Source organism: Clostridium sardiniense (assembly GCF_016907995.1).
Taxonomy (GTDB): Bacteria; Bacillota; Clostridia; order Clostridiales; family Clostridiaceae; genus Clostridium; species Clostridium sardiniense.
This window is the reverse complement of sequence record NZ_JAFBDA010000007.1, coordinates 49,149-65,671: the sequence shown is the minus strand read 5'-3', so window position 1 is coordinate 65,671 and position 16,523 is coordinate 49,149. Positions and strand designations below refer to the sequence as shown.

17 protein-coding genes are annotated in these 16,523 nt (G+C 28.7%); 15 read left to right on the top strand and 2 right to left on the bottom strand.

What is annotated here, in order from left to right:
- The first annotated feature begins 40 nt into the window (after positions 1 to 40).
- The 12 genes from JOC62_RS07735 (at position 41) to JOC62_RS07680 (ending at position 12,624) form a co-directional block, all read left to right on the top strand.
- Entirely contained in the window at positions 41 to 1,300 is a 1,260-nt protein-coding gene (locus tag JOC62_RS07735) for a TcaA 3rd/4th domain-containing protein (protein ID WP_204594682.1), read from the top strand.
- 18 nt (positions 1,301 to 1,318) lie between these two features.
- On the top strand, positions 1,319 to 2,620 hold the full coding sequence (locus tag JOC62_RS07730) for a murein hydrolase activator EnvC family protein (protein ID WP_204594681.1): 1,302 nt from the start codon (positions 1,319 to 1,321) through the stop codon (positions 2,618 to 2,620).
- 431 nt (positions 2,621 to 3,051) lie between these two features.
- Positions 3,052 to 3,207 carry a hypothetical protein gene (locus tag JOC62_RS07725; protein WP_204594680.1) on the top strand — a complete coding sequence of 52 codons (156 nt, stop codon included), beginning with the start codon at positions 3,052 to 3,054 and terminating at the stop codon, positions 3,205 to 3,207.
- Positions 3,208 to 3,292: 85 nt separating this feature from the next.
- Positions 3,293 to 4,087: a hypothetical protein gene (locus JOC62_RS07720; RefSeq protein ID WP_204594679.1), complete on the top strand. Its 795-nt coding sequence runs from the start codon at positions 3,293 to 3,295 to the stop codon at positions 4,085 to 4,087.
- 114 nt (positions 4,088 to 4,201) lie between these two features.
- On the top strand, positions 4,202 to 5,485 hold the full coding sequence (gene tig, locus JOC62_RS07715; RefSeq protein ID WP_204594678.1) for a trigger factor: 1,284 nt from the start codon (positions 4,202 to 4,204) through the stop codon (positions 5,483 to 5,485).
- Between the two features lie 147 nt (positions 5,486 to 5,632).
- Positions 5,633 to 6,229 carry an ATP-dependent Clp endopeptidase proteolytic subunit ClpP gene (clpP, locus tag JOC62_RS07710; protein ID WP_204594677.1) on the top strand — a complete coding sequence of 199 codons (597 nt, stop codon included), beginning with the start codon at positions 5,633 to 5,635 and terminating at the stop codon, positions 6,227 to 6,229.
- 32 nt (positions 6,230 to 6,261) lie between these two features.
- Entirely contained in the window at positions 6,262 to 7,560 is a 1,299-nt protein-coding gene (gene clpX / locus JOC62_RS07705) for an ATP-dependent Clp protease ATP-binding subunit ClpX (RefSeq protein WP_204594676.1), read from the top strand.
- Between the two features lie 127 nt (positions 7,561 to 7,687).
- Complete coding sequence (gene lon, locus JOC62_RS07700; RefSeq protein WP_204594675.1) at positions 7,688 to 9,997, top strand: endopeptidase La; 2,310 nt, start codon at positions 7,688 to 7,690, stop codon at positions 9,995 to 9,997.
- Between the two features lie 15 nt (positions 9,998 to 10,012).
- A complete protein-coding gene (yihA, locus tag JOC62_RS07695; RefSeq protein WP_204594674.1) occupies positions 10,013 to 10,609 on the top strand; it encodes a ribosome biogenesis GTP-binding protein YihA/YsxC in 597 nt (198 codons plus the stop codon).
- A gap of 174 nt (positions 10,610 to 10,783) precedes the next feature.
- Positions 10,784 to 11,482, top strand: coding sequence for a hypothetical protein (locus tag JOC62_RS07690; RefSeq protein ID WP_204594673.1), 699 nt, complete (start codon positions 10,784 to 10,786; stop codon positions 11,480 to 11,482).
- A 36-nt stretch (positions 11,483 to 11,518) separates the two neighbouring features.
- Positions 11,519 to 11,821 carry a hypothetical protein gene (locus tag JOC62_RS07685; protein ID WP_243425035.1) on the top strand — a complete coding sequence of 101 codons (303 nt, stop codon included), beginning with the start codon at positions 11,519 to 11,521 and terminating at the stop codon, positions 11,819 to 11,821.
- A gap of 140 nt (positions 11,822 to 11,961) precedes the next feature.
- Positions 11,962 to 12,624 carry a hypothetical protein gene (locus JOC62_RS07680; RefSeq protein WP_204594672.1) on the top strand — a complete coding sequence of 221 codons (663 nt, stop codon included), beginning with the start codon at positions 11,962 to 11,964 and terminating at the stop codon, positions 12,622 to 12,624.
- A gap of 137 nt (positions 12,625 to 12,761) precedes the next feature.
- Here JOC62_RS07680 and JOC62_RS07675 read toward each other — a convergent pair whose 3' ends face one another.
- Positions 12,762 to 13,676, bottom strand: coding sequence for a hypothetical protein (locus tag JOC62_RS07675; protein WP_204594671.1), 915 nt, complete (start codon positions 13,674 to 13,676; stop codon positions 12,762 to 12,764).
- Between the two features lie 84 nt (positions 13,677 to 13,760).
- On the opposite strand from JOC62_RS07675, the gene JOC62_RS07670 reads away from it, so the two are divergent.
- Positions 13,761 to 14,969, top strand: coding sequence for an extracellular solute-binding protein (locus JOC62_RS07670; RefSeq protein WP_204594669.1), 1,209 nt, complete (start codon positions 13,761 to 13,763; stop codon positions 14,967 to 14,969).
- Positions 14,970 to 15,012: 43 nt separating this feature from the next.
- On the opposite strand, the gene perR is transcribed toward JOC62_RS07670, so the two are convergent.
- The gene (gene perR / locus JOC62_RS07665) at positions 15,013 to 15,420 is read right to left on the bottom strand and encodes a transcriptional regulator PerR (RefSeq protein WP_204594668.1); all 408 of its coding nucleotides are present in this window, start codon (positions 15,418 to 15,420) and stop codon (positions 15,013 to 15,015) included.
- A gap of 366 nt (positions 15,421 to 15,786) precedes the next feature.
- On the opposite strand from perR, the gene JOC62_RS07660 reads away from it, so the two are divergent.
- Positions 15,787 to 16,116 carry a hypothetical protein gene (locus JOC62_RS07660; protein ID WP_204594666.1) on the top strand — a complete coding sequence of 110 codons (330 nt, stop codon included), beginning with the start codon at positions 15,787 to 15,789 and terminating at the stop codon, positions 16,114 to 16,116.
- 148 nt (positions 16,117 to 16,264) lie between these two features.
- Complete coding sequence (locus JOC62_RS07655; protein WP_204594664.1) at positions 16,265 to 16,450, top strand: hypothetical protein; 186 nt, start codon at positions 16,265 to 16,267, stop codon at positions 16,448 to 16,450.
- The last annotated feature ends 73 nt before the right edge of the window (positions 16,451 to 16,523 follow it).

Sequence of the window (16,523 nt, the reverse complement as noted above, 5' to 3'; positions counted from 1 at the left end):
AAATAATTTATTATTATATATTTAAAGGTTGAGGTGAAAAATGGCGATTAAAGAAAAATTAGATAGATTTATTAAGAAAACAAAGGATATCTTAGTTAATAAAAGTTATGAAATAAGAAAGTTAAACAAAGATACTTATAGAGAATTTCTTAAAAAAAATATCAAGATAATTATTTTAATTGGTATTGTAATATTTTTGTTATCTGGATATTTTGTAGGAAATATTAGAACTACAAAAGAGCAACTCCTTAAAAAATTAGAGATAGGTCTTGAGGATGGAAGTTCATCTAAACTTCAAGATGTTATAAGAGTTAATGATAAAAAACTAAAGAAGAAGGATTTAGCTCCATTAATAGCTTATTATAAAGGACAAGATTCACAGGTTAATAATATAATTGATGGACTAAAGGATGATAATAAAAAGGCTATTTTTGAATTAGTAAATGAAAAAGGTATATTTGGTGATAATTATTATGTAAATTTAAAGACTTTTAATCTTAAAATTGTAAGTAACTTTAAAGATGCCAATATATATTTAAATGAAAAAGAAAAAGTAAATTCAGGAGATACATTAAATAACCTTATACCAGGTAAATATAAGATTAGTGGATCAATAGATAATGAATATGGGAAAATCAAAAAAGAAGAAGACATATCCTTAATGAATGATGAGACTGTAGAGATTAAGCTAGACGGGATTATGGTAACTGTAGATAGTAAATTTGGAGATGCTAATGTATTTATAAATGGTAAGGATAGCGGGATAAAGTGTGAAGATTTTAGAAATATAGGGCCAATGCCAACTGATGGTAGTATAAAGCTTTCAATTCAGAAGGAATTTCCTTGGGGGCTTGTAAAGGGAAAAGAAAGTGAAGTGCTTCAAACACCAAATATATCTTTAAAACTAGATATAGAGAATGATGCACTGTGGAATGAAATAAATACATCTTTAAATACTTTTTATAAAAGTGTATTTGAAGCTTTAAATAATGAAGATAAGGAGGCTATAGAAGGAGCGACTAATGAAGCAAGGGATAAAATATATTCAGTTATAGAGAAGCAGTATTTCATACTGAAAAATAATTATGAAATGAAATCTTTAGATATTGATAAAGAAAAGAGCAATTTTCAATATAAAAATGGAGAGTATAAAGCAACTATAGTTTGTGAGGTAAAGTATGATACTAGCAAAGTATTGTTTGGATTAGGAAGAAAAGAAAATAGCAAGAAGTTCTTAACTAAGCTTATATATAAGAATAATAAGTGGACTGTCGATGATGTAGAGAACTTTTCGTTATAAATGAAAGGGGAATGGGGCATGAAAAAGAAGGTAATATCACTGACGATAATTATAACCATGGTAACTGTATTAGCTCCAATTGATAATTTTAATGTATACGCAGCTAATAATTCTAAAAAAGAAAAGATTGAGAGTAATAAAGAAAAAATTAATGATTTAGAAAAAGAAAAGAATAATATAAAAGAGAAGAAAAAAGAGCAAGAAAGTGAACTTGATTTCCTTATGAAGGAGATAGAAGAGAAAAGCCTTCAGCTTACAAAGTCAGAAAATACACTGAAAAAATACGAAAATGAAGTACAGAGATTGAATAAGGAAGTAGATAAAATCAACACAGAAATATCTACAAATGAGAAGGAAATAGCACAAAACGAAGAAGAAGCTAAAAATACAGAAGAGTTATTAGAAAATAGACTTAGAAGTTATTATAAAGCAAATTTTCAATCTCAATATTTATATATGATTTTTTCAAGTAAAAGTATTGGAGAGTTATTTTCAAATATATTTAATGTAAATAAGATAATAAAGACAGATAATGAGCTTCTAAAAGAAATAAAAGAACTACATAAAGAATTAGAAGAAAAAAAGGAAACCCTTAATAATAAGAAGATTAAAGTGCAAAATGCAAAAAAAGAGCAAGAAGAATTGAAGCAAAAGTCTAAAATAGAGAAGGACAAGCATGAAGCAGAGGTTAATAAGCTGAAAAGTTTAGAACATGAAAAAGAGAGTAAAATAAATAAACTATCATCAGAAGAGAAGAACGTGAAAAATAAGATTGAGGATATATTAAGTTACAATGAGGAACTTCAAAATGAAATAAACAAGATATTTAATGAAATAAATAAAAAAAATAATAGCGGTAGTAATAATAACAATAATAGTGGTAGTAGTAATACCAATAATGATAATAATTCTGATTTAAGTAATAATAATCCAAATGAAAGTGGATTCATGGTTCCTACAGTAGGACCTATAACTAGTTCTTATGGGGCAAGAGTACATCCAGTAACAGGTGCTAATGGCTTCCATACAGGGGTAGATTATGGAGCACCCCATGGAGCACCTATAAAAGCATCAAAAAGTGGAACTGTTGTTACAGCTGGATGGATGAGTGGGTATGGAAAGACTGTAATAATAGATCATGGGAATGGGAAGCAAACTTTATATGCACATTCAAGTGAACTTTTAGTTTCTGCTGGACAGAAAGTTTCTGGCGGACAAGTTATAGCTAAAGTTGGAAGTACTGGGATGAGTACAGGGGCACATTTGCATTTTGAAATAAGAATTAATGGTAATCATACAGATCCTATGAGATACTTGTAATAATATAACCGCTTAAGTTTTTTAGCGGTTATATTATTATATAAAATAAAAAACCTGCACTAAAATAGCACAGGTTAAAGGGTTATGTTCATTTAAGAAAGGGAATAAATGAACATTTTGTGGGGTTTATTTAAACTCTATAGCGTTTGCTAATAGAGTGGTATGGGCTTTAATTAATTTTTATTTATCTGTTAATGTAATTATACTAAAATTTAAAATAAATTCCAATAGGTAAAGGATTAATTTACTATTTGTTAATTAATAGTTAAAAGAATGTTTAAATATGTTGAAAAAAGGAGAAAAATAAAAATATTTATATAAAGAGTATTATATTATCGGATTTGTGCTAAAATATAATTTAGAAAATTACAAATTTTTGTTAGAATAAAATACCACACATAGTGTTAATAATTTAATAAAGGAGAGTAGTTATGTTAAGACTAGAAAAGAAGACTTTTTTAAAAGATGCTCCAGAATATGAAGAGTATTCAGATAATGTGGCTAAACTTACAGATGATGAGAAGAGATCTTTAGGAATTAAAGTGTGCAATTGTCGTTGTAAAAGCAAGGCTAAAGTAAAAAAGTAATTAAAATATAAGAAAAAGTTATTATTTTAATTAAATAAATATTGTATACTATATTTATTATTAGTAAATTTAGGAGGTAAATATTTTGGCTAAACCAAGTATTTTTAGTAAAGATTATGAAAAGAAGATGAAGCGAAGAAGGCTTAGAATTATAATAATAGTTGGCTTGGTAGCAATTATTGCTGGATTGCTTATATATAAATTTAAAATAGAAAATATGGATTTTTCTAATGTAAGAAATAAATTGCAAGCATGGGTTGATAGTGATAATCCAGACATAAAAAAACCAGTAGAAGAATCTAAAGTGCCAGAAGTTAAGGAACCGGAAGTTAAGCCGGAACCTCCAAAGAAGACTTATATAGAAGCGAAGCTTGATGGGGACATTGTAGCTAAATGTGAATATAAAATAGTTGATGACAAGAAAGAATTCGTTGGAATGGAAAAAATAGAAGGGGCTAGCTATGATATATCACCTAATAAACAGTTGTTACTAATATTAGATAAAGATCAAAATATTAAACTAGTAGATATAGATGGAAAAGTTACAGATATAACAAGAAAAGAATATGTATCTACAAAGGGAGATAAATTCCCTAAAGATACTATAATCAAAAAGGACAAGGGTTATGTCTGGCATAATCAAGCTAAGTTCATAGATGATGATAATATAGCTTATGGAAGTAATTTACCATACTTTGGGACAGCAGCTAATAAGGAATATTTATGGATATACAATATAAAGAGTAAAAATAATACGTTAGTAAGAAGTATATCTGGTAAAGATATTACTATAGGTAAAGTTGTTCCTAAAAAAGGGATAGAAGTTAAGGTAGATAAAAATGAATATATAATTAATAATAAGGGAAGTATTGTAAAGTAAGATATACCAAATTTGCTATATAACACAAAGCATTTGAAAATGTGTAGAAATCTATGTTATAATAACGTAGTTAATAAACGAGAATAAAGAACTATTTTAGGAGGAAGAACAAAAATGGAAGCTAAAATGGAAAAGATAGAAGCTAATGTTGTTAAATTTGAAGTGAGAGTAGAGGCAGAAAAATTCACTGCTGCTTTAAATAAAGCTTACAACAAGAATAAGAAGAATTTTAATATACCTGGGTTCAGAAAAGGTAAAGTGCCAATGGCAATGGTTAAAAAGCACTACGGTATAGAAGTATTATTTGAAGATGCTATAAACACAGTAGTAAGTGAAACATACCCAACATTAGTTGAAGAAAACAACTTAAAGCCAGTTGATTTCCCAAGCATAGATGTATTAGAAGTTGGAGAAGGAAAAGATTTAGTTTATACAGCAGAAGTTACTGTATATCCAGAAATCGAACTTGGAGAATACAAGGGATTATCAGTTAAGAGAAAAGAAGTTAAAGTAGAAGATGCTGAAGTTGAAGGCCAATTAAAGAACATGCAAGCTCAAAACGCAAGAGTAGAAACTAAGGAAGAAGGATCAATTGAAAAAGGCGACATCGCTGTTATAGATTTCAAAGGATTCATCGACGGAGTTGCTTTTGAAGGTGGAGAAGGACATGATTATTCATTAGAAATCGGTTCAGGATCATTTATTGATAACTTTGAAGATCAATTAATAGGATTAAGCACTGATGAAGAAAAAGAAGTTAAAGTTAAATTCCCAGAAAATTATGGAAAAGAAGACTTAAACGGAAAAGAAGCTACTTTTGAAGTTAAAGTTAAAGAAATAAAAGTTAAAGAAATGCCAGCTTTAGATGATGAATTTGCTAAAGAAGTATCAGAATTTGATACATTAGCTGAATTAAAAGCTGATATAACTGGTAAAATAGAAGAAACTAAGAAATCTTCATTTGAAAGAGAATTTGAAGATGAATTAATAACAGCAGTTATTGAAAATTCAAAAATGGACATTCCAGCAGTAATGGTTGAAAAAGAAATTGATAACATGGTTAAAGATCTTGAAGCAAGATTAAGCCAACAAGGATTATCATTAGAACAATACATGCAATTCACTGGAAACACAGAAGAAAAAATGAGATCATACATGAAAGAAAATGCTGATAAGAAAGTTAAGGCTGACTTAGTATTAGAAGCTATAGCAAAGGCTGAAAAAATCGAAGCTACTGAAGAAGAGATTAAAGAAAAAGCTACTGAAATAGCTAAGATGTATGCTGGAGATGAATTCGAAAAAATGGCTGAAATGCTAGTTCAAACTCAAAAGCACATGATTGAAAAAGATATCGTTGTTGGAAAGACAATTAAGTTATTAGAAGATAACTGTAAATAATTGATATATTAAAAGTTAATAGATGTAACGATTAGATAATTGCCAGAAAATGTTTTTCTGGCAATTATTTCAAATAAAAAGATTAACAAAAGATAAATCTTGAGGTATAATTTTATTTAAAGTTACATTAAAAAGGAGGGAACAGTAATGAGCTTAGTTCCAATGGTTGTTGAACAAACAAATAGAGGAGAAAGAAGTTATGATATCTTCTCTAGATTATTAAAAGATAGAATAATAATGATTAATGGTGAAATAAATGATGCGACTTCAAATTTAGTAGTTGCTCAACTTTTATTCTTAGAAAGCGAAGATCCAGATAAGGATATATATATTTATATAAATAGTCCAGGAGGATCAATTACAGCTGGTATGGCTATATATGATACAATGCAATATATCAAACCAGACGTTTGTACTATATGTATTGGATTAGCTGCATCAATGGGATCTTTCTTACTTTCATCAGGAGCAAAAGGAAAGAGATATGCCCTTCCAAATGCTGAGATTATGATACACCAACCTTTAGGTGGATTCCAAGGTCAAGCAACTGATTTTGATATACATGCAAAGAGAATTTTAAGAATAAAAGATAAATTAAATCAAATACTAAGTGAAAACACAAATCAACCTTTAGACAAAATAAAAGTTGATGTGGAAAGAGATTACTTCTTAGAAGCAGACGAAGCTATGGAATATGGATTAGTTGATAAAGTTATTACTAAGAATGAAATCGAAAATGCATAATAATTAGGATTTGTCCTTAGCGAGGTGAAAATATGGCTAAATACGAAGAAAAGAAACAGTTAAAATGTTCTTTCTGTGGCAAGAATCAAGATCAAGTTAAAAGATTAATAGCTGGTCCGGGAGTCTATATATGCGATGAATGTATCGAATTATGCTCAGAAATTATAGAAGATGAATTTGAAGAAACTAGTGATGTAGTTTCTCAAGATTTACCTAAACCACAAGAAATTAAGGAATATCTTGATTCATATGTAATAGGTCAAGAAGGAGCTAAAAAATCATTAGCTGTTGCAGTATACAATCATTATAAGAGAATAAATACTAAGAAAGTCTCAAATGATGATATAGAATTACAAAAGAGTAATATATTACTACTTGGACCAACAGGTTCAGGTAAAACATTACTTGCTCAAACATTAGCTAAAGTTCTTAATGTTCCATTTGCAATTGCAGATGCAACAACATTAACAGAAGCTGGATATGTTGGAGAAGATGTAGAAAACATCTTATTAAAATTAATACAAAATGCTGATTTTGATATAGAAAAAGCAGAAAAAGGTATTATTTATATAGATGAGATAGATAAGATTGCAAGAAAGTCAGAAAATCCATCAATTACAAGAGATGTTTCAGGAGAAGGTGTTCAACAAGCACTTCTTAAAATATTAGAAGGAACAACTGCTTCAGTACCACCACAAGGTGGAAGAAAACATCCTCATCAAGAATTATTACAAATAAATACTTCAAATATATTATTTATTTGTGGTGGGGCTTTTGATGGAATAGATAAAATAATTGAAAAGAGAACAAGAAAAAGTTCAATTGGTTTTGGAGCAGAAATTCAATCAAAGCAAGAAAAAGATTTAGGAGTAGTATTCAAAGAGATTATGCCAGGAGATCTTTTAAAGTTTGGGTTAATACCTGAATTTGTTGGAAGATTACCTATATTAGTAACTTTGGAATCTCTAGATAAGAAAGCTTTGGTTAAAATACTATGTGAACCTAAAAATGCTCTAGTAAAGCAATATAAGAAGCTATTTGAACTTGATAATGTAAATCTTGAATTTACAGATAAAGCATTAGATACAATAGCTGAAGAAGCTATTAGTAGAAGCACGGGTGCAAGAGGGTTAAGAGCTATAATAGAAGAAATGATGATGGATATAATGTTTGAAATTCCTTCAGATGAAAGAATTACAAAGGTAGTTATAACGGAAGATACCATCAAAAAAGGTGAAAAACCTGAGGTTCATAGATTACCAGAAGGTGAAGTAAGACCTATGCTTGTTGATAAATCATCAAAGAATAAAGAAGATATGGAAACAGCATAAATAAAAAACACTCTCTAATAAAGAGTGTTTTTTTATTTATAGGATTACAATTATTGAAAAAAGTTATGGTTATGGTATACTTATTAGGTCTAATAAAAATAATGATGAAGATTGGAGGAAGACAGGTATGACAAACGAAAACATTCTTCCTTTAATTCCTCTAAGAGGGATAACTATTTTCCCAAATATGGTTACTCATTTTGATGTTGGAAGAGAAAAATCAAAAGCAGCTATAGAGGCTGCAATGCAAAATGGAGAAAAGATTTTTTTAGCACCACAAAAAAGTGTAGAGATAGATGATCCAAAAAAAAGCGATATAAGTAAATTTGGAACGATATGTGATATAAAACAGATAATTAAATTACCTGATGATGTAATAAGAGTTTTAGTTGAAGGTAAAGAGAGAGCTAAAATAAAAAAATATCAGGCAAAGAAAGTTTATTTAGAAGTTGAATTAGAGAGAATTAAAGAAGAAGAAATAGATAGTATTGAAATAGAAGCTTACATAAAGTCTTTAAAGGAAACATTTATAAAGTTTATGAAGCTTACAGGAGAGAATTCAAAGGATATTATTAAGGCTGTAGAACTTGATGATAAAATACATGAGTTTATAGATATGGTAAGTTCTGTAGCTGTTACAAGAGAAGATTATAGACAAGAATTATTAGAAACAGTAGATTTAAAGAAGAGACTTGAAAGACTTCTAGAAATGATTGAAGAAGAGATTCAAATTATAAAGATTCAAAAGAAAATAGCAGATAGAGTTAAAGAGAAGACTGATAAAAGTCAAAAGGAATATTTCTTAAGAGAGCAACTAAAGGTTATACAAGAAGAGCTTGGGGAAGATGATGAATCAAAGCGTGAAATAACTAAGTATGAAGAGCAAATTAAAGAAGCAGATCTTCAAGGAGAAGTTAAGGAAAAAGCAGAATATGAGCTTAATAGATTAAGAGGCGCTGGAGCATCAAGTTCTGAAGAAGCTGTAATAAAGACATATTTAGACTGGATAGTGGACATGCCTTGGAATAAGAGTAGTGAAGATACTATAAATATAAAAAGTGCAGAAGAAGTTCTTCAAAAAGAACATTATGGTTTAGATGATGTTAAAGAAAGAATTATAGAATATTTAGCAGTAAAACAAATGAGTAAGAGCATGAAGGGACCAATACTTTGCTTAGTTGGGCCTCCAGGAGTTGGTAAGACATCTATTGCAAAATCAATAGCTGAAGCGATGAATAGAAAGTACTCTAGAATAGCTTTAGGTGGTATGAAAGATGAATCAGAAATAAGAGGACATAGAAAGACTTACGTTGGAGCAATACCAGGTAGAATAGCCTATGCATTGAAAGAAACTAAGACAAATAATCCTCTTATATTATTTGACGAAATTGATAAAATCAGTTCAAATTACAAAGGTGATCCATCAGATGCATTACTTGAAGTATTAGATAGTGAGCAAAATTTTAATTTTAGAGATAACTATCTAGAACTTCCAATGGATTTATCTAATGTGTTCTTTATAGCTACAGCAAATAGTTTAGATACAATACCTAGACCATTACTTGACAGAATGGAAGTTATAGAGGTTTCAGGCTATACTTATGAAGAAAAGTTCCAAATAGCTAAAAGATATTTAATACCTAAGGCTTTAAAAGAACATAATATTGAAGAAGATAAGATAAAAATAAGCGATTCTTCAATTAAAGAGATTATTGAGGGCTATACTCTTGAATCAGGAGTAAGAAGCTTAACTAGAGTTATAGCTTCATTAATTAGAAAAGCTATAACCGAAATGCTTAAAAAGAATAAAGATAGTATGAGTATAAATTCTAAAAAAATGGAAAGTCTATTAGGTAAAAAGTCATTTAGCTACGATAGAGTAGATAAAGAAGATAAAATAGGAGTAGTTACTGGAATGGCGTGGACTGCTTATGGTGGAGACACATTACCTGTAGAAGCAATGGTTATGGAAGGTAGCGGTAAGCTCCAATTAACAGGACAACTTGGAGATGTAATGCAAGAATCTGCAAAGGCAGCATTTACTTATGTAAGAGCTAATGCTTCCAAGTATAGAATTGATTTAGATTTTTATAAAAATAAAGATATTCATATACATGTTCCAGAAGGAGCTGTTCCAAAAGATGGTCCTTCAGCAGGAGTAACTATGGTTACAGCGTTAGTATCAGCTTTATCAAATAAAAAGATTAAGCATAATGTTGCTATGACTGGAGAAGTAACTCTAACAGGAAGAGTATTACCAATCGGAGGGCTTAAAGAAAAGTCACTTGCAGCTGTTAGAGCTGGAATTGATACTATAATTATTCCAAAGGATAATGAAAAAGATGTAGATAAGATACCAGCTTCAATTAAAAAGGGCTTAAAGATAATAGTGGCAGAACAAATTGATACGGTATTAAATAATGCAATAGTGCAGTAATTGGAGATGATACCTATGAGGATAAAGCAATCAGAATTTATTATATCAGCAGTTAAAAAAGAGCAGTATCCAACTGATGATAGAGTGGAAATAGCATTTGTTGGAAGATCAAATGTTGGTAAGAGTTCAATAATAAATGCTCTTACAAATAGAAAAAAGTTAGCAAAAGTGAGTCAGACACCAGGAAAAACAAGACTTATAAACTTCTTTTTAATCAATAATGATTTTTATCTTGTTGATTTACCAGGATACGGATATGCAAAAGTATCAAAAACTGAAAAAGCAAGCTGGGGTCAAACTATTGAAAGATACTTAAATGGAAGAGAAGAATTAAAGAGAGTTGTTCTTCTAGTTGATTCAAGACATAAACCAACTGCAGATGATGTAATGATGCATGAATGGATAAAACACTATGGATATGATGTAACAGTAGTTGCAACAAAGAGTGATAAATTATCAAATAATAGCTTAAGAAAAAGTGAAAAGATAATAAGAGAAACATTAAAGCTTACAAAAGAAGATAAACTTTATTTCTTCTCATCATTAAATAAAAAAGGTAGCGAACAGCTAATTGACAATCTTTTTGGAGATTTAGCACAAGATACTGAATAAAATCATATTAATATAAGGTTCTAGTAAAAGTTATATAAACTTTTACTAGAACCTTATTTTCTTTTGTAGAACTTTAGACTAATTTCAAAATTTAGTGTCAAATTATTTAGGGAAGAATAGTATATAGTATAAAAACTAAATAAAATCAAATTTAAGGAGGTCAGGAAGAAGCATATGGAAATTAATGATATCCTAAATGGATTCAATGATTGTTCCGAGTGCGACGACGATTGTGATTTCGAAAGAAAAGATCATGATTTCGATGAGAGATGCGATCGCAATAATAGTTGTGATTTCGATAATTGTAACTTCAATGATGATTGTAATTTCGATGATTGCGACTTCAATAATGATTGCAATTTCAATGATGATTGCAACTTCAATGATGATTGCAACTTCAATGATGATTGCAACTTCAATGATTGTGATTTTGGATTCGATAATAACAATTGTGGCTGTGGATGTGGTGGAAACTGCGGATTCGGTGGCTTCGGCGGATGTGGAAACAATTCTTGGTTTTTATTAATTATAATATTATGCTGCTGCTGCGGTAGAGGCAGAAATAGCGGCGGATACGGAGGATATGATATGGGATATAATGATTGCTGTTGTTGTTGTTGTGAAAAACCTAAATTTAAGAAGTGTAAACAAACAATTTATGTACCAGAATGCATGGATGGACTAGGTGGATATGGCAATTATCCAACTCAAGCTCAAGCTCCAGCATATGGCTACGGTGGCTTTGATGGTGGATGTGGCTTTGGTGGTGGAGGCATCTGGTGGCTAATAATAATTTTACTAATATTCTGCGGTGGATTCGGAAATAACGGATGTGGCTGTGGAAACAACGGATGTGGATTTGGAAATTGTTAATTAAATTAAAAGAGAAAGATATAGGAGGAATTTAATATGTCACACAAAAAATGTTGTTGCGATAGAACCGTTGTAGTTTCACCTTATGCTCAAGCACCTGCACCTGCACCTTACGGTGGATATGGTGGATATGGAGGCTGCGGCTGTGATGGCGGATTTGGCGGCTGGTGGTGGATAATAATTTTATTAATCTTCTGCGGCGGATTTGGAAATAATAGATGTGGATGCGGAGATGATGGCTGTAATAATGGATTCGGCGGATTCGGCGGATTCGGAATCTGGTGGATAATAATAATAATAGTATTATTATGTGGCTGCGGCGGCGGCGGAAGATTCTAATATAAACAAATTAATCAATTGTATATAATTGGTGATTGTTGGAGGGCTTTTAGCCCTCCAAAAAAATGAGCAAAAATAATAACAAATATGCACATTATTACATACAATATAACTAGAACAGTCCTTTGGGAGGGGTTGAAATGGCAAAAAAGAGACATAAAAGTAAAAATGATTCATATGAGAATCAGCAATCTCTATTTAATAATTTAGCGAATAATCCATTTGGAATAGATCCAAATCAACTTATGAATATGCTGGGGAATATAGATCAGGATAAATTAAAGAACATAATGTCATCTATGGAAAAGGAAGGAATAGATTTGAGTTCATTTCCACCTTTAAATTCAATGAATAGTAATGGAGATAATAATGGCAATAATAATGGAAATGGAATGAATCCTATGGAAATATTAAATAATATTGCAATGAATATGAACAATGGGAATGGAATGAACAATGGCAATACTATGAATAACGGAAGTGGAATGAATAATGGTAATGATATGAATAATGGTAATGATATGAATAATGGGATGGGACAGATGGGAGCACTAGGTAATATGAATCCTATGGCTATATTAAATCAACTTACTAGAATGAATAATAATAATGGCAATAATAATAATGGTAATAACAATAGAAATAATAATGGAAACAATAACAGAGCTAGAAATAAAAATAAGTATAATACAGGGGATCCTAATATGGATATGCTACTTGCACTAAGAAATTCTGTATCTAGTGAAAGAGTGGAATTCGTTGATAAAATAATAGGATTATATAAAAAAGGAGATTTAGATTAAAAAATTGTATAAAAATATGGGATAGGGTTAATAATATAATTGTACCGGAGAAAGTATTCTCCTACAGGCTATATTGAATTATAAATTTAATATAGCTCCCCCCCCCATCCCCCTTTTAGGCCGCAATTAGCGGCCTTTTATTTTATTTCAATATTAGATATATTGAAACTTGTACCATTCTCTCTAGAGAAATCTAATTCAAAGAATATTTCATTTTTTTTAGATGATATTTTGTTAATCCTTTCAAATACTATATTCCATCTAATATTTTCAATTAAACCATAATTATCAACTTTGTTATCATAGAAGAATGCATTCTTAAAAGAATACGTAAATTCATCTTTATTAAGTTGCCATATCTTTGACAGAATAGAGTTATCAATATATTTATAGAATATATCAGGATAGTCTGTAACCTCATAATCTAGTGTAACTAAATTAATAAATTTTAAAATTTTATCATAGTCAGTTACTATTTTTGAGTTTTTACTTATATCTACAAAATCATTATTTATAAGCATGAAATTTTTAAAAGATGATTTTGGGTTAGATTTATCAAAAAATTGTATTTGTGGTGTTCTATTCATATTTGAATCTATTAAACCTACAATTGAATCATTTGAAGAAAGTTTTAATACGAACTTATCTGATTCATATGCGAATAAGTATGCTATAGGTAGATCTTTTTTATATCCTTGAATTAATATTTCAGGTTTATTATCCCTTGATATGTTTAATATAAAAACATTCATATTATAAGAATTACTATAATCTGATAAATGCTTGTCCGAAATTAATGAGCTTAATAAAATAGTCTCTTTAAGAGTAGTTATTTGAATGTCACTATGATTATTAGATTCTAATATTTTTATATTTTCAGATATTCCATCTCCAGTTAAATCAATATTTGCATCACTATCTATAATAATAGGAGAATTTACTTGTATTACTGGCTTATCCATAATATAGATTATATACATTATAGATAAGATTATAATAATTAAAGAAATAAAAATTAATATAATAGAGTTTTTAGTAATTTTATTTTTCATGGTATAAACCTCCTCAATAAAGTATATGAAACATATATAATTTAATGATTAACTAGGCAAACTATAATAAAGGAGGTGTAAAATTTGAAAAAAAAATTAAGCTTAATGCTGATTTTACTATGTTTAAGTTCATTATTAACAGCTTGTGGTAATAAAAAAAATGAAGAGGTGGATAGCGTAAATCTGTACTATAATGCTCAAAATGTAAAATCAATAAATTGTATAACTGATTTAATAAAGAAATATGAAGAGGAGAAGGGAGCTAAAATTAATATTATTCCTGTAAATGATATTGAAGAAATAGAAAAAAATATAAATGAAAAAAAGGATTCTTCCTTAGTACTATTAGATAGATATAATTTTATTGATTATAAAAATAAAAATTATTTAAGAGATTTAAGTTATTTATTTAAGGAAAAGAAAATAAAAGAAAAATTTTTCCCCATAAATAATTTATATGGAATGGATGAAGAAAAATATTATGGTATTGGAATTACTCCATATTCAATAGATCTTATATATAATGAAGAGGCCTTAAAAAGTAAGGAAATAGAAATACAAGAAAATAGTTATATAGAAATATTAACTAAGTTAAGAGAGAAGAATATAAAAATACCTACTTATATAAAGAGTCAATATAGTAAAGAAGTTCTCTTGAGTTGTTTGGTTGCTAATGATACAATATCTTATGACTTGTATAAGGTAGATAAAGCAAGTAATCTTTCAGAAAAGATTAATTATATAGAAAATGGTCAAAAGATTTTTGATATATTGCATGATTTATATAATAAGAATGTAATAAGGGAAGATATGTTTATTGAAAGTGATGAAGCTGTTATTAAGGAATTTAATGAAGGGAAAATCCCAGTCCTTTTAACAACAACATTATCATCAGAAGATATAACAAATAAAAAGGGAATAGGTTTAATAGATAAGATGCCTATAGAAAATAAAAATATAAGCACAACTGTTGGGATGGATGCTACATTATGCTCGGTTATTGGTAGCTTAAAGACGGATTCTGTAGATGATTTTTTTAGATTTCTTATTGAATCAAATCCTTTTGGAGAATTAAGTAAAAAAAATTGTGTTACAGGAAATAGAGAAGCGGATAGTAATTTAAAAGGTGTACAAAGAAAGATGGGTAATGGAATCAGGGTAGCCAATGAAATAAATATGTTTTATATTAATATAATATCAAATGAGAATATTAAGAAAATAGATAAAGAATGTAAAAAAATTCTTAGTGGGCAATATGATGGGAAGGAATGGGATAGAGTATTAGGAAAATAAAAAATAAAAGCAAATCTATTATAGATTTGCTTTTAATAAAATTTTATTGACAATCCTTACAAAGACCGTAAAAATAAGTTTGATTAGATAAAATCTTATATTCTGAGTTTTTTTCTACCTCTGAATTTAAGTGATCAAAAGAAAGATTTAATAAATCATCAACTCTTCCACAATTTATACATTGTATATGTGGATGTGAGTCTATATTTCCATCATATCTAAAGTTTCCTTCACCAACGTTTAATTCTTGTATTAAACCAACTTCAACTAAAGTTTTTAATGCTTTATAAACAGTAGCTAAGCTCATTGTAGGGAAGTCAGTTTGAATAGCTTTATATATAACTTCGGCTGATGGATGCTCTTTTGTACTCATCAAATATTTATAAACAGCAAGTCTTTGAGGTGTTAATTTAAGCTTTTTTTCTTTGAAAATAGCAGTAATATTATCCATACCTATACACTCCTTAACTTGATAATAATCATATTATATCTTTTTAAATATATAAAGTCAACGATTGTTAATAAATTACTATAATTTGTAGATAATAGATATTAATTAAATTTTCTAACAATTTTAAAAAATTTTCCTTGCTATATAAAGAAAACAATGTTAAAATATAAACAAAGTTGTTAATTGATTAACAAATTCCGTGTTCATTTCATTTTATATAGAACAGTTAAATCTGTTCTATCTTTTTTTTATTTTTAAATTATTTAATAAGAAGTTAATTTATTGTTTAAAGGTAATAATTAGTTGAAAGTAATATTTTAAAGTGCTAAGATATTACTGAAAAGAGAATTAAAAGGAGGAAGTGTTATGGCTAAATATAAAGTTGGAGATGAATTATTAATAGTAAATGATCCTACAGAAGAAAAAGAGAAATTAAAAGAGTTAACTAAGTTAAATATCGATAATGATTTTGCACAAATATCATGGGGTATTAAAATATTAAATGTAGAATATGATAAACCGAATGTTACTCTTACATATAGAAATATAAATGGTGAGACTAATAAGGTATTTGCTATATGCAAAAACATAGAGAATTTTGATCAACAAAAAGTTCTTGAAAAAGCCTTATTAAAAGCATTCCAAAATGAAATAATTGATATTTCAGTAGGAAAAAATACTGGATGCTTAAGATAAGAAAATAATAGCCACACGAGAAATCGTGTGGCTATTATTTTATTTACAAAATTTTAAAAAAATGTAAGAAAAGACTTTATTTTTCTTTGATGATATTATATAATGAAGTGGTATAAAATGTGGATTCGTTTACAAGGTGGGGAGAAGTATGAGAAAGTGTCCGTTTTGGTCATCAGAAGAGGAAAATATAGGTTGTAATACTGAATGTCCTATGAATCAAGATCTAGGTAAGGAAGAGGAATGCATATTCAAAGAATATCTAGATGGAACGAATTTAAAATTTAGTGATTTAATAGATGCTAATGAGTTCCAAGGTGAGGATGAATTTATTTAAGATATGGAAACGTAATTAAAAGTAATAAAGCAACATTGATATTAAAATATCAATGTTGCTTTATTTTATAACT

What these genes read in the sequence shown, in the direction of transcription:
- JOC62_RS07735 (WP_204594682.1), top strand. Translation starts at nt 41, where the DNA reads ATGGCGATTAAAGAAAAATTAGATAGATTTATTAAGAAAACAAAGGAT.
- JOC62_RS07730 (WP_204594681.1), top strand. Translation starts at nt 1,319, where the DNA reads ATGAAAAAGAAGGTAATATCACTGACGATAATTATAACCATGGTAACT.
- JOC62_RS07725 (WP_204594680.1), top strand. Translation starts at nt 3,052, where the DNA reads ATGTTAAGACTAGAAAAGAAGACTTTTTTAAAAGATGCTCCAGAATAT.
- tig (WP_204594678.1), top strand. Translation starts at nt 4,202, where the DNA reads ATGGAAGCTAAAATGGAAAAGATAGAAGCTAATGTTGTTAAATTTGAA.
- clpP (WP_204594677.1), top strand. Translation starts at nt 5,633, where the DNA reads ATGAGCTTAGTTCCAATGGTTGTTGAACAAACAAATAGAGGAGAAAGA.
- clpX (WP_204594676.1), top strand. Translation starts at nt 6,262, where the DNA reads ATGGCTAAATACGAAGAAAAGAAACAGTTAAAATGTTCTTTCTGTGGC.
- lon (WP_204594675.1), top strand. Translation starts at nt 7,688, where the DNA reads ATGACAAACGAAAACATTCTTCCTTTAATTCCTCTAAGAGGGATAACT.
- yihA (WP_204594674.1), top strand. Translation starts at nt 10,013, where the DNA reads ATGAGGATAAAGCAATCAGAATTTATTATATCAGCAGTTAAAAAAGAG.
- JOC62_RS07690 (WP_204594673.1), top strand. Translation starts at nt 10,784, where the DNA reads ATGGAAATTAATGATATCCTAAATGGATTCAATGATTGTTCCGAGTGC.
- JOC62_RS07685 (WP_243425035.1), top strand. Translation starts at nt 11,519, where the DNA reads ATGTCACACAAAAAATGTTGTTGCGATAGAACCGTTGTAGTTTCACCT.
- JOC62_RS07680 (WP_204594672.1), top strand. Translation starts at nt 11,962, where the DNA reads ATGGCAAAAAAGAGACATAAAAGTAAAAATGATTCATATGAGAATCAG.
- JOC62_RS07675 (WP_204594671.1), bottom strand. Translation starts at nt 13,676, where the DNA reads ATGAAAAATAAAATTACTAAAAACTCTATTATATTAATTTTTATTTCT.
- perR (WP_204594668.1), bottom strand. Translation starts at nt 15,420, where the DNA reads ATGGATAATATTACTGCTATTTTCAAAGAAAAAAAGCTTAAATTAACA.
- JOC62_RS07660 (WP_204594666.1), top strand. Translation starts at nt 15,787, where the DNA reads ATGGCTAAATATAAAGTTGGAGATGAATTATTAATAGTAAATGATCCT.
- JOC62_RS07655 (WP_204594664.1), top strand. Translation starts at nt 16,265, where the DNA reads ATGAGAAAGTGTCCGTTTTGGTCATCAGAAGAGGAAAATATAGGTTGT.